The 13,485-nt window shown below is 35.9% G+C and carries 14 protein-coding genes and 1 tRNA gene; 11 read left to right on the plus strand and 4 right to left on the minus strand.

The genetic code is table 11. From position 1 onward, the window contains the following. The first annotated feature begins 241 nt into the window (after window positions 1-241). The 3 genes from DTK66_RS03640 (at window position 242) to DTK66_RS03650 (ending at window position 5,163) form a co-directional block, all read left to right on the plus strand. Window positions 242-1,633, plus strand: coding sequence for an amino acid permease (locus DTK66_RS03640; protein ID WP_191667809.1), 1,392 nt, complete (start codon window positions 242-244; stop codon window positions 1,631-1,633). A gap of 117 nt (window positions 1,634-1,750) precedes the next feature. Next, window positions 1,751-2,602, plus strand: coding sequence for a DNA/RNA non-specific endonuclease (locus DTK66_RS03645; protein ID WP_191667810.1), 852 nt, complete (start codon window positions 1,751-1,753; stop codon window positions 2,600-2,602). A 257-nt stretch (window positions 2,603-2,859) separates the two neighbouring features. After that, the gene (locus tag DTK66_RS03650) at window positions 2,860-5,163 is read left to right on the plus strand and encodes an Aq_aa27 family P-loop NTPase (protein ID WP_191667811.1); all 2,304 of its coding nucleotides are present in this window, start codon (window positions 2,860-2,862) and stop codon (window positions 5,161-5,163) included. 68 nt (window positions 5,164-5,231) lie between these two features. Here the strand turns inward: DTK66_RS03650 and DTK66_RS03655 are convergent, their stop codons facing one another. Beyond that, the gene (locus DTK66_RS03655; RefSeq protein ID WP_153931501.1) at window positions 5,232-5,498 is read right to left on the minus strand and encodes a DUF454 family protein; all 267 of its coding nucleotides are present in this window, start codon (window positions 5,496-5,498) and stop codon (window positions 5,232-5,234) included. A gap of 116 nt (window positions 5,499-5,614) precedes the next feature. On the opposite strand from DTK66_RS03655, the gene DTK66_RS03660 reads away from it, so the two are divergent. The 5 genes from DTK66_RS03660 (at window position 5,615) to DTK66_RS03680 (ending at window position 8,965) form a co-directional block, all read left to right on the plus strand. Continuing rightward, on the plus strand, window positions 5,615-6,058 hold the full coding sequence (locus DTK66_RS03660) for a DUF3290 domain-containing protein (RefSeq protein WP_191667812.1): 444 nt from the start codon (window positions 5,615-5,617) through the stop codon (window positions 6,056-6,058). A gap of 9 nt (window positions 6,059-6,067) precedes the next feature. After that, on the plus strand, window positions 6,068-6,706 hold the full coding sequence (locus tag DTK66_RS03665; RefSeq protein WP_153931503.1) for a DUF421 domain-containing protein: 639 nt from the start codon (window positions 6,068-6,070) through the stop codon (window positions 6,704-6,706). Between the two features lie 99 nt (window positions 6,707-6,805). Continuing rightward, window positions 6,806-7,675 (plus strand): alpha/beta hydrolase, encoded by an 870-nt coding sequence (locus tag DTK66_RS03670; RefSeq protein ID WP_191667813.1) that lies wholly within the window; start codon window positions 6,806-6,808, stop codon window positions 7,673-7,675. Then, on the plus strand, window positions 7,668-7,823 hold the full coding sequence (locus DTK66_RS03675) for a hypothetical protein (protein WP_172971330.1): 156 nt from the start codon (window positions 7,668-7,670) through the stop codon (window positions 7,821-7,823). Before DTK66_RS03670 ends, DTK66_RS03675 begins: the two co-directional genes overlap by 8 nt. A gap of 659 nt (window positions 7,824-8,482) precedes the next feature. Beyond that, on the plus strand, window positions 8,483-8,965 hold the full coding sequence (locus DTK66_RS03680; RefSeq protein WP_153931546.1) for a nucleoside 2-deoxyribosyltransferase: 483 nt from the start codon (window positions 8,483-8,485) through the stop codon (window positions 8,963-8,965). 152 nt (window positions 8,966-9,117) lie between these two features. Here DTK66_RS03680 and DTK66_RS03685 read toward each other — a convergent pair whose 3' ends face one another. Together DTK66_RS03685 and DTK66_RS03690 are read right to left on the minus strand one after the other, a co-directional pair. Beyond that, complete coding sequence (locus DTK66_RS03685) at window positions 9,118-9,930, minus strand: HAD-IIB family hydrolase (RefSeq protein WP_191667814.1); 813 nt, start codon at window positions 9,928-9,930, stop codon at window positions 9,118-9,120. Between the two features lie 45 nt (window positions 9,931-9,975). Beyond that, window positions 9,976-10,326 (minus strand): LapA family protein, encoded by a 351-nt coding sequence (locus DTK66_RS03690; protein ID WP_153931544.1) that lies wholly within the window; start codon window positions 10,324-10,326, stop codon window positions 9,976-9,978. Between the two features lie 740 nt (window positions 10,327-11,066). Between DTK66_RS03690 and DTK66_RS03695 the strand changes: the two genes are divergently transcribed. After that, a tRNA-Arg gene (locus DTK66_RS03695) sits at window positions 11,067-11,138 on the plus strand. A gap of 100 nt (window positions 11,139-11,238) precedes the next feature. Here DTK66_RS03695 and DTK66_RS03700 read toward each other — a convergent pair. After that, window positions 11,239-12,057, minus strand: a complete 819-nt coding sequence (locus DTK66_RS03700; protein WP_191667817.1) for an alpha/beta hydrolase fold domain-containing protein — start codon at window positions 12,055-12,057, stop codon at window positions 11,239-11,241. 262 nt (window positions 12,058-12,319) lie between these two features. Between DTK66_RS03700 and DTK66_RS03705 the strand changes: the two genes are divergently transcribed. Both DTK66_RS03705 and DTK66_RS03710 read left to right on the plus strand, forming a co-directional pair. Then, entirely contained in the window at window positions 12,320-12,967 is a 648-nt protein-coding gene (locus DTK66_RS03705; RefSeq protein ID WP_191667815.1) for a DsbA family oxidoreductase, read from the plus strand. Window positions 12,968-13,057: 90 nt separating this feature from the next. Beyond that, complete coding sequence (locus tag DTK66_RS03710; protein WP_191667816.1) at window positions 13,058-13,411, plus strand: hypothetical protein; 354 nt, start codon at window positions 13,058-13,060, stop codon at window positions 13,409-13,411. The last annotated feature ends 74 nt before the right edge of the window (window positions 13,412-13,485 follow it).

The raw sequence follows: 13,485 nt of genomic DNA on the forward strand, positions 1-13,485 counted from the left end.
AATAGTATTCTAATGATATTGAAAACGAAATGGAGGAAATTAAAATGCAAATTTACAATCGATCTATTATTCATCATCTAACCTCCACCTCAACCACAACAACAATCACCGTGGTTGAGTAGTTTTAATATCTCTTAAATCTGTTAGCGATAGCTATCCAGAACGTCTCAACCGCTTATCACATTGACAAGGGTTGAATTGGGACGTATTGGGTAGCTTTTTTATTTGAAATGAGGTTAGTATGATGGATAATCAAAGAAAAGAAGTTAAATTAAATCGGACGATGACGCCAGGACAAATGGAAATGATTGCTATCGGGGGAACAATAGGTAGTGGTCTTTTCATGGGGGCTACGTCGACCATTAAATGGACGGGGCCTTCTGTTCTTTTAGCATATGCCTTCGTTGGGCTTGTATTATATGGTGTTATGCGAGCATTAGGCGAGATGATTTATATTAGTCCAGGAACAGGGTCCTTTGCAGATTATGGTTCCAAATATATTCATCCTTTAGCTGGATATTTAACCAAGTGGAGTAATGTCTTTCAGTTCATTATTGTTGGAATATCAGATATTATTGCAATGAGTCAATACCTTAATTACTGGTGGCCCAACTTACCAGACTGGATTTCGGGATTAGTTATGATTACTATTTTAACGCTTGCTAATCTAGCGTCAGCTAAGGCTTATGGACGACTAGAATTCTGGTTTGCAATGATAAAAGTTGTAACGATTATTGTAATGATTATCTTAGGACTTTTGGTTATCGTTCTTGGGTTTGGTAACAATTGGCATCCTGTTGGCATCTCTAATTTGTGGTCCCATGGCGGCTTCTTCACTGGTGGCTTTATGGGCTTCATGTTCTCGCTTTCAGTTATTGCGGGTTCATACCAAGGAATTGAACTATTAGGAATTACAGCGGGTGAAGCAGCCTCTCCACGTCATGCAATTGTTAAATCAGTTAAGTCTGTTATTTGGCGGATCTTAATTTTCTACATTGGTGCAATCTTTGTGATTGTTTCAATTTATCCTTGGAATGAATTAAAAGCAGTAGGTTCACCATTTGTTGAAACGTTTACGAAAGTTGGAATTACTGGAGCGGCGGGAATTATTAATTTCGTTGTTTTAACCGCTGCCTTATCAGGTGCAAACTCTGGTATTTACAGTGCCAGTCGAATGCTCTTCAAATTGTCGGTTGATGGTGAAGTTCCAAAGGTTTTCAGTAAACTATCAAAGCGGATTGTCCCTAATGTGGCTATTTTGACAATTTCATTCTGGATTTTCCTTGGTTTTATCGTTAATATGCTTTTATCGGCATTCAATTCTGCATCGGCTAACATTTTCGTTATTGTTTATAGTTCAAGTGTCCTGCCAGGAATGGTTCCATGGTTTATCATCCTTATCTCTGAGCTTAATTTCCGGCGTAATAATCCTGTTGAGTTAAAGGGGCACCCATTCAAGATGCCATTTTATCCAGCCTATAACTACTTTAGTTTGATTTCCTTAACGGTTATTTTACTCTTTATGTTCTTTAACCCTGATACACGAATCTCAGTTAGTGTAGGTGCCATCTTCTTAGTACTTATGAGTGTAATCTACAAATTAAGAACAAGGAAGCAAGATAAATTAGCATAATTTAATTTCTAAATACTCCTGAAGCAATTTATGTTTTAGGAGTATTTTATTTTAGTTGGTAAAATGATAAAATATGTTCACGAACGTACGTTTATAAAGAAAGGTATTATTTATCATATGCGATTTCGATTTAACAAGAAAACACAGTATTTAATTCTTGCAGTTATTGCGCTCCTTGGAATCGGCGGCTTTTCTCAGCAACCCGAGAAAGGGAATGCAGCACAACAAGGGATACAGCGACTTGCTTCGTGGAAACACAATAAGAGCGATCATAGCCATTCATCACTTACGCCACCGACTCATGAACAAGCACAGAGCGTTTTATCAGCGGGTGTGCAACAACAACTAGGAACATCTAACATAAAATGGAATGGAGCTGGAGCATTTATCTTAAATAACAATCAAACTAATTTAAATGCAAACATTAATAATGCACCTTATGCAGTAAACCGTCGTGATTCTCGTGGCCGCGCCTGGCAGGGAGATGCTTGGCTCAATCGTACGACCAGACAGTATCGTAACCGCAATGAGACCGGTAATGGTGCGACAAACTGGAAACCAGCGGGCTTTTTACAGGCTCATAATTTAACAGGTGGCATTTCTCACGCTTATGACCGCGGCCATCTTCTGGGATATGCATTAGTTGGTGGGATCCATGGCTTTGATGCCTCCGAGTCTAATCCGGCAAATATTGCAACTCAAACTGCCTGGGCAAATGAAGCTCGTAGTAATACATCAACTGGGCAGAATTACTATGAGGGATTAGTTCGTAAGGCGCTTGACCAAAATAAGCAAGTCCGTTACCGGGTCACTGATATTTATGATGGTAACAATCTTGTACCGGCAGGGGCACATATTGAAGCAAAATCAAAAGATGACAGTTTGCAATATAATGTATTCGTGCCTAATGTACAACGCAATATTTCTATCAATTACAATACTGGAGCAGTAACAGCGATTAATCATTAGATATATAACTGTAAAGAGACTGAAAAAAACTCAGTCTCTTTATCATTTTAAACATGCAATAGCTAATTGGCTGTTCAAACACTCACCAGCCATGGCGGTTTAAAGGCGGAACTACAAACTAGGCAAGCTAGTTTTGCTTTCTGCTTTTTAATTTACGGTAATTTAATATAAGGATTAATTTCTCACAGTGACTTGCAAAATCTAGATAAATAAACGAAAATAAAAAGAGTTAATATGTTTAGAAAAGGACCACGCTAATGACAGATTCAGATCTTAAAAAGATTCATATTGTCTTTAATGGCCAAGATACACCGCCATTAAAGATTAGTCAGCTTTTTGATACCACAAAGTTTAATCGAATGACCGCAGTAACTGGTAATATTACTGCCGATTTTATTAATCAATATTTAAGTAAGTTTATTAAGGTTGAAATTGCCCTTAGTACACCAGAAAATCATGACGTTAAGACTGGCGATGACGTAATTACTAAGGTTGCATTGACTAATGCATTGCTTTCTGCAGCAAATAAAAAACCCGCAAAAATTTTCGAAGCACTGACTAGCGATAATCAGGCTAATGTCTTAAATAATCTTTTTCAAGTTTCAATTGCGCCTACACAAGCTATTCATTCGCGTTTCTACCTTCTTAGTAATTCTGAAACGCATGATACACGGGTAATTTTAGGAAGCCTGAACTTAGACAATTCTTCATTTGACGACCAACGGAATCAATATGAAGAAATTCTGGTCTTTGATAATGACATTCGTTTATTCCAAAACCTTGACAATCATTACAAAAATGATATTAAACCTATCTTACGCCCATTCTTTACCGAAAACCTTTTAAAAGCTGCTCAGGAGCAAATTGATGAAAGCATGAAAGATCCTAAAGGGACTAAGAATGCGGTTGTTATTCTTGACAATGAGGTCACGGACCAGATTGCTGCCGCTGATATGACTGACTTAATCAGTCATGATATCCAGAAACAGATTGATGAGAATAAGATTCCGGCACTGATTACCAAAACGATGCGGGATATTACCACCAACCGTTCCCAAGATAAGGAAGAAGCCGAGCGGCAGATTCAACAGCATGATACTATCTATACCCTGCAAAAAACTGCTGTTTCTCCACGAGCAGCTAAACCTAAATTAAAGTCGCGAGAAAAAATCTTTAAGCAAGTTCAAGATGCGTTAATTAGCGGTATGACACCACAACAACGGTCTGCTGAAAAGAAATATACGACGTTCTTATATGACCGGCCAATGGAAAGAAACCTGGTTAATAATAATAGCGGACTGTACGTACCAAACGATACTGGAACGCACCCAATTCCGTTCGGCAAAGTTGCAACTATTAGCCAGATACGTGATGGTTTGAAAAGTATTGATGCTGTTTTAAAGGGGTATCAACAATATGTCGTTGATTATAATGATGACTATGGCAAACGTTTTTATGAAGCCATTTTATATAGTTTTACTGCGCCATTTTTATGGGAAATCCGAGCTAAAGCCAGTTTAAACCCAGAAGATGGAAACGATATTCCTAACTTCTTAATTTTAGGGGCAACCGCGGGTTCCGGTAAATCTACTTTGTTGCGGATTATTAACCAATTGACATGGAACACCGACCGCTCACTAATTGATTTTGGAACCATTTATCCAACAGAAACACCACAAAAGAAAGCTAAGACTGTTGATGCGATTGAACATTACATGAAGCTAGGAAGTTCATATCCTGTTTTAATGGATGAAATTGAACCGTACTTCTTCCAACAAGATCAGTACAGTAGACATTTAGTGGTTGATACGATGAATGAATTAGTTAACAATCCACATACGATTGCTCCCTTAATTGGGACAACCAATTATGACTCTGGTTTCACCATGCTACGAGAAACAGCCCGCCGAACTTATTACCTGCAAATTGATAAAGTTATTGATGAACAGCAAAAAGGTGAAGCTAATAAATATATCTATAATGTACGGCAAACCTTGAATAATACATTATTTAAGGACTTTGTAATGCGAATGGCGAGCCTCCTTGAAGATGATGACACCCCTTGGCGTTCCTTTGATGAAAAGACAGGAAAACTAGATTTTCTGGCTAATACACGGAAATTATTCCGTGAGTATTATAAGATGGCCGATATAGAGGTACCGCCTTACTTTGCAGATGAGATTTGTGATGATTTCAAGGAAAGCTCACGAAACCGCTGGGCAAAGTTATACCTTACCCAAGAAGAAGACTTTAAATATCGTCAACAGGATCGGAGCTTATTGTTTGATATTTCAAAGTTAAATACATTTAATGGCTTTACAGCAGATAGTATTGAAAAATATAGAAATGCTTTACCGATTGAACTATGCGTAGATGGTATTAATGGTAAGCGTGGAAAATTTGTCGAAATTAAAGCAGATGAATTTTTCAAATGGATCGGGGAACGTAATCCTTATGGGCAACTTGAAGCACTGGTTTCTGATGAAGCAGTAGCGAACACTTCAATAGAACAACCAATGAAAGAACAAAAGAAGGGATTTTGGGCTCGGTTGTTTGGTTAGATGTTATGTTAAAAGTAAAAGGTCTAGAGCAATGACATATTTGCCATCATTCTAGACCTTTTGTTATATTATTTTTTGGTGTTTTGAACAGCTTGTTTTTGGCGTGATGTCAATGAACCAAGTCGACCTAATAATGGCTTAGCATATTTTAGGTAAAGCGGATTGCGTAAGAGCCAATTATGGAAACGTGGAGATACTTTGGTAATGCACCAAATCGTAAGAAGGAAAAATGGTACCTGCGGAATAACTGGGAGTAATATACCGATTATTCCCCCAATAAAGGAAAGGCTGCCTAGCAAAATCCAGATGACCTTTATTAATATTTTTAAGATCATTAAGAGTCCTCCTTCTTTTTTATCCTAAAAGTTATTCCTATTTTAACATGTGCAACTAAAAATCTGTTGAATTAGCTCTTTAAGTTTTTATTATGTTTCAAGGAGGAATAATTAAAGTGACATTTTATACTATCAGTTATTTGAACAATCACCAACATATGAACCAATTATTTAATTATATTGCAATTATTACTTTTATCATATTAATTGCATTGATGGCTTTAATGTATTTTCGTCATCGTTTAATTACGCGTTATCGTGACTTGGGAATTATTTTCTTCTTACTGCTAATGCTTTTTATTGGTTTTCAAATTACCGATATGGAAAAAACTAGTACTCAACAATCACAGACGACGCAGATGATTCCTTTTATCAAGGCTGTTGCGCGCGATCATAATGTCTCACCGCAAAAAGTCGTTGTTAATTCGACAACTTTAACGGATGGTATCTTAGTCCGCATTGAAGACCGAGATTACCGTGTTAACTTAAGTACTACGGGAGATAACTATACCCTCACAAGGGCGCATGTTGTTAATCATCAAGTTAATTTAATGAAGTAGGAGGGCAAGATGGATAATTACTCATTAATTATTATTAAATTTGTTCTTGGAATGTTATGCTTGATTCTCCAGATTAACCTGTTAGGAAAAGGAAATTTAGCCCCTACATCAGCCATTGATCAAGTTCAAAACTATGTACTGGGGGGAATTATTGGGGGCATTATTTACAATAGTGACATTTCTGTCCTTGAATTTATTATGGTATTGCTTATTTGGACCTTAATTGTTTTCTTAGTAAAATTCGCTAAGGATCATAATGCATGGGTACGGCGAATCATCGATGGCCGACCACAGATTTTGATTCAAAATGGGCAATTGCTAGTCGAAAACTGTATGCGTGCAGGAATAACCGCTAATGACTTGATGTTTCGTTTACGTGGTCATGGGATTTATGAAGTATCAAAGGTTAAAAGCGGCATTTTAGAGCAAAATGGTCAACTAGTAATAATTGAAAATGATGAAGATAACGTGCGTTTTCCATTAATAAATGATGGACAAATAAATGTTGATGTAATGGAATTAATTCATCACGATGAACAATGGGTTTACGAGCAAATCCATAAAGCAGGCTATAATGGAATTGAGGATATTTATCTCGGTGAGTATATTAATGGTAATTTGATATTGATTCCGTATCCTAAAATTTAATAATCATGTAAAACTTCAGTTGACAAAATGTCTTACTGAAGTTTTTTCGCGTATAATAGGAGATGCAAATATAATTGAAATGTAAAAAGAGATGATTTAATGAAGAAATTAAAAATCATTGGAATAAGCTTAGGCGGGATTATTCTTGTTGCCTTTGGAATCCAGGGCTACCTAATGCACAGTACGCCAGGGAAATCTTTGTCACCTCAAGAATATCGAAAGGATATTTACTACTCAAGTACGCCAACTTTACTAATTCCTGGATGGGGAGGAAATGCTACTACCTATGATAAATTAATTAAATATTACCAGCAAAAGCATATTGCCCAAAAGGTATTAACAATTTGGGTTGCTTCTAATGGTCGTATTTGGACAGAAGGTAGTTTTAATGGGCAAAAGAATGCTTTAATTCAGATTCTTTTTACATGGAATTATAATACGACGTACCATCCACAAATAAAGCAGCTTACTAGCGTCTTAAAATACTTGCATCAACACTATAATATTGACCAAACCAACGTCATTGCTCATTCTTATGGTGGAACTGAATTTATTCATGCGTATATGAGCTCTAAATATTTGCAACGTCATTTACGCTTAAATAAGTTAGTCTTTCTTGGTGTTCCAGTAGAAGAAAGTTTAAGCGACCAATTGAAGTATCGGTATCATTTAATTAGTAAATCGACAGATAAAAATTTTCAAGAGTTATTTCTTCAAATGAAAGAATGGCAGTTGAATTATACCGTTAAAATTTACAATTTAATGGGAAGTGAAGAAGGAGATAAGAAAACTGATGGATCGGTCCCCCATATCCAATCAGAAATGCTAAAAGCTTTAATTAGGACTCACCCATCAGTTGAATACCATCAAAGGGTTTATCCTAAGACAACCCACTTTCAATTGCATAATCGGATAACCATAATTAAACAAATCGCTAATATCTTATGGAAGAAGGGGTCAAATGAATAAAGAACATGGACAAGTAACGGGCTTGGTTTGGCGAGGAACAAGTGATTTAGAAGTTTATCAACAGTTAAAAAGATATGCCGATAGTAAAAGTGTTCCGGTGTCAGTTGCTGCTAAACAGCTCATTAAGGAAGCCCTAGTAGAGAAATAATAATATTGACAATGGTCAAAATTAGTTATAAGATAATGATAATTTAATTAATATAAAATTAGAAAAGATGAGTAATGTTTTAATGCTATTACAGAGAGTCAGGAATGGTGTAACCTGACATAGCGAAAATTCATGAAGATGGTCTTATAATTCTAATAGTTTTGTGAGCTATTTTTAGTAAGCAGACTACGATTGGCACTCGATATAGTGTCTGAGTTTACTCTTAACGGGTAGATTTATTGAGGGTAGGTGTGTAAATACCTACTAAATTAGGGTGGTATCACGTTAACTGACGTCCCTAGGAGATCGTATGATATTCCTGGGGACTTTTTTTATTAGCTAGCTTGCAAGGGAGATTTTTTGTGACAACACAACATACTTCACTGTTCTGTTATGACATTGTCTTCGTCTTACGGAGTTAAAAGATGCGCGGGTAAAATTTAAGACAGGAAAAATTAAGCTAATTCAAGATATTGCAAGTGAAGTTTGGCAGTAATCCTAAGGAAGGATGATTTTAATGAACGTAATTCATTATTTAAACATAAACCTCCTTAAGCTTGATGCGGATAATCGCAGGAAAGCAGGAACTTCGGGTTGGTTAAACTGGCTATTTCATGATAGAATTTAAAATGAACACAAAATAAAGGGGAGTTCATTTAATGACAATTCAAAAGAGCAAGACAGTGTACTTTTGTGCTGGTTGGTTCACTGATAAGCAAAATAAGGCTTATGAAGATGCAATGAAAGCAATTCAGACGAATCCGACTGTTGATGTAGAAAACTCATATGTACCACTTCAGCACCAATACAAGGGATTACGTGTAGATGAGCATCCTGAACTTCTCCAAGATCGTGAATGGAGTACTGCTACCTATAATGGAGATCGAGTAGGGGTATCAACATCTGATATGTTATTAGCGGTTTATATTCCTGAAGAAGAAGATGTTGGAATGGGCGTTGAGTTAGGAATGGCCCGTGCTCTTGGCAAATATATTATGGTTGTTATTCCTGACGAAGACTTTGGTAAGCCAATCAACTTAATGAGTTGGGGAATTGCAGATAACTTTATTAAAATGTCTGAACTTCCTACCTATAACTTTAACAAGCCATCTTATAATTTTTATGATGGTGGAGTATATTAAAGCCAATTATAAAAGAACCTGAAAAGGCTATAATGCCCTCTGAGTATACAGATGAAATAAAAATTCATCAAATACTCGGAGGGCATTTTTCTATAGAAAGAAAATCGACAGTTTCTTTTTATAATGCTAGTTTACATAATGTTTTAAATAGGTTATTGCAAAAATTGCTTTTCAATTTCTTTTAATAAACCACTATGATTATTATCAAAGGCTGTTATTTTATCAGCAACATGCAATAAATCCGCTGTTGCATTTTTCATTGCGTAACTACAACCGACTTCTTGTAGCATCTCTATGTCATTGGAAGTGTCGCCAAAGGCCACAACTTCATTCATCTGACCATTAAAGTATGTTTCAATTAGCCGTTGTAAGCCATTTGCCTTATTAACGCCAGCCGGAAGAATATCAATTCCAAATGCGCCGCTATATGTTGCTTGAATATTATTATATTGCGCATTTAGCTGTTCGACAAAAGACTGAATCACGGATTGTGAAAGCCGTTGTTTGAACCAACTGATATTAAGGTTGTAAATGGGCTCATTAATTTCTTGAATCTTGTTAAAGTAATCATGATGAGGATAGTAAGGAACGGGGACATTGCGATATTGGTCTGCGATAAATGTTTGTGATTTTCCCGATAAAGAAAGAATATCAGGAATAGGGAGACGTTCATTAATAGTAACTAAAAGTTGCTGTAATGTTGGCAGCGAGTGAGAAATTCCACTAACAGGCTGCCGATTAACGATGATACGGCCACCGTTTTCTGCAACAAAATTTTTCACAAGCGGACATGGCTTAAAAATAGAAGTTAACGCGTCGTAACTATTTCCACTGGCTACAATAAAATGATAGTCACGTTGAAGTAGTTCATCAACATCTCTGTTTAAACGCTCAATATCAAAGTAATCATTATCATCTAAGAGCGTTCCATCAATATCAACTGCAATAAAACGATATTTGTTCATTTCTCTTCCTTTCAAAAAAGGGGTCAATTTTAACAGTGGCAACACTTATTTAGTATTAGTGACTGATTTTGGTTGTTCTTTTAGTTGTTGTCGTAAAGATGTGTTTTCCTTTTGCAATTTATTAATCTTTTTTTGGTAATTTTCTAGTTCAGCCTTACTAATTTTTGACGCTTTCAATTCTTTTAATTCTTTACTCGTTTTTAGGTGAGTTGAGAATGAAAGAAGATAGATGATAACCGCGCCAATTAGCAGACAAACGAAGATAAGCAACACAAGCGGCATTCTTACGTGTAATCCTAGTAAGTTTACTTCAACTGTTGCTGTATTAAGAAGCGCAAAAATAGCGATAAGAATTAAAAGTATAATCGAAATAATGGTGGTTGATTGTTTTTTCATTATAAAAAATATCTCCCTAATAATTAATGTACCGTATTCAATTATAGTGATTTTTGAATTAAGGGTAAAGATTACTGATAAAAGTTATCAAAAATGATATACTAGAAGTGGCTGAAGGCAGTGTATAAGGGTGTGAGAAGCCCGCCTGTTCAGGATGAATTTAATTCCAATAAGTCGGGTATAATCGATAGGTTATATCTTACAAACTGGCTACGTAATACCTAGTCAGATCGGTGAAAAAAAGCCGACTGGTAATTTGTTCTAGAATCTATGTTTGAAACCCAATGCACAGTCCGTTAGGCAATCGTAATATCCCATCCGCAGCAAAACGGTGGCTGATGACCACAGGAACCAAAGCGGAATATCAAGAAGATTGTTGGTCGTGAAGTCTGGCAAGCAGAATATAACTAACGAGACTGGTTCTATTAGCTCAAATTGACCAATTTACAGTAAGACTATTTAAAGAAGATATGAAATGCTGTTCTCATCTCGAGTGAAAGTTGAGCGGTAATAGATCCGCGTCCAGATCTTGTAAACCACATAGAACTATCAGAGTTGCTTGCTGGTAGCGAGACTATGTGTATCTGTGGCAGAAAAGGGTCCAAACATAGTAAATCTACCCAAACCAATGGGCAGTCATACATATTGCGAACTGAGAAATACCTCGGTTCTTTTTATTTTATATAAATTGACAAAAATACTTTTATTTTATAATAAATGAGTTAAAATATAGTTATTGGGCGCCCTTAGTGTAATGGATAGCACATGAGATTTCGGTCCTCATGATCCGAGTTCGACTCTCGGGGGGCGCATTTTTGTAAGATTGTATAAAAAAGAAGCTCCGATAGAATGCTGATATAACGGCATTTTATCGGAGCTTTTGTTTAAACGGCTCATCATCTACAAAATCGTTTAGTTTAAATGTTTTTCTAAGAAAGTTAGCACAATTTTAAATACTTCTGGTTGCATAAATTTAACGTCCATATGACTAGCGCCATTTATTTCGTATAACTCTGCTGGAACCTCATTTTTTACCAGTTTTTCATATAAGCATTCACTGTCTTTAATTGGGACGACAACATCTTCTGTTCCATGTAGAATTAAAAAGGGAACGGTATTCGAATTTACATAGGAGAGGGGGTTAGCAGCAGAGTCAAGTTCCGGTGCATCTTCCGGTTCTGCTCCTAAAAGATTTCGATACACAAAGTCAAAGTCATTAGAAATACTGCCTTCTTTGGCTGTTAATGGATCAACTACACCATAGAATGGAACCGCCGCTTGGATGTTGCTCGAATATTCAAGATTAAATCCCTTATCAAATTGTTTTAGACCATTCGTCACGCCAAGCATACTAGCCATATGACCGCCAGCAGATTCGCCCATCGCTACAAAACGATTCGGATCGGCCTGAAAGCGCTCTGCATTAGCTCTAATATAGCGAATGGCTGCTTTGGCATCTTCTAGTTGACCGGGAAATTGGACTTTATTGCTATCACGATATTCAACACCGACAACAATGTAACCGTGACGGGCAAAATCTACTAAATTAGGTAAATGAACATTATGATCAGTATCCATCCAGCCACCGCCAGCAAACCAAAAAATTACAGGATAACGTGTATCATCATTAGTCTGAAAATGCCGAATAACTGACAATTTAAGATCACGTGTTGTATTACCAAGCCAACCCGGAACTTGTGTGTACGTAATATCTGAATCTAACCATAATATTGGTGATTATAAAATTTTTAAGCTGTTGCAGATTTATTTGTAAAACAAAATTAGTAGTAAATATAGCTTATATATAATAATTAATAATCAACGAAAATCAGTTGCTTCGGGGGCTTTTTATTTTCGGTAGCATTAAAACTATAATTTTAATGACAGGTGTTATTTAAAATTATTCAATCCCTATCTATTATTAGCGCTAGCAACTTTAACTATTTTATGGTTAGATTAAATTAATGATTAAATACTCAAGGAGCGATTATTAATGGAAATCAAATATTGGGCAGATATTGCTTGCCCTTACTGTTATGTTGGAATTACACGTTTAAGAAAAGCACTAAATGAGTTAAAACTTGCCGATAAGACACCGTTACAATTCATGTCGTTTCAGTTAGATCCAACACTACCAACAGTTACAAAGTTGACAATGGTTGATTATTATGCCAAGAATCATAAATTAACTAAAGACCAAGCATTGGTACAACTCCAGAAAATCGATTATTTTGCTGCAACTGCTGATTTAACTATTAAAATGGAAAATGCTATTCCAGTTAATACACTTGCTGCACATCGTTTAATTAAATATGTAGAAACTTTAAATGATCAGTCGCTTTTAATGCAAACTATAAATCAGCTCTATCAGCTTTATTTTGTTGCTAACGATCCAATCGCTAATTATGACGTTTTGACTTCTGCGATGACAAAAATCGGTTTTGATGCTACAAAAATTACTAGTATCCTTAATTCAAATAAATATGAAGATAAAGTGCGAAAAGACGAACGTCAAGCTTTTATGATTGGAATGCCCAGTGCCCCGCTTTTTGTTATTAACAATAAATATTCGATCACAGGGGCCCAGCCATACGAAGTTTTTGTTGAAGCCTTAAAAAAGGTTAAACAAGGGAAAGATTAGTTGGTTTCAATTTTACACAAGCCTCCTCAGTATTAATCTGTTTATAATTTTGTGATTAACAGTTAAAATAGCTTTGAGGAGGTCTTTTTTATGAAAATGACAAAGATAATTGTCGGTATTATTATGATTGTACTTGCTATTATTATTTTAGTTCAATCAATTGTTAAGGGATTTGGTAATCCTGATGTTATGGTGCGAATTTACGGTGGCACCGCAGAACTAATAGTTGCCCTTTTGTATCTTGCTTCTGGAATAGTTTATATTGCCACGTGTGGTATTGATGGTCTTGGTGGTGATATCGCCGGATTAGCAATGATGTTAGTTAGTTGGGTCTTAGGCTTATTAACTTTTAAGATTTATCTAACTTTACAATTGTGGGCATGGTTAGCGCTTATTATTGGTGTAGGATTTTTTGTATGGCATATCATATTAAATCGAGATTAGACAATTAAAAAAGCAATACATCTTCTGGTATGGATGAAAATTCCATGCCAGATTTTTTTATACAAAAAAGAGGA

This window comes from Limosilactobacillus walteri, assembly GCF_014830205.1.
GTDB lineage: Bacteria > Bacillota > Bacilli > Lactobacillales > Lactobacillaceae > Limosilactobacillus > Limosilactobacillus walteri.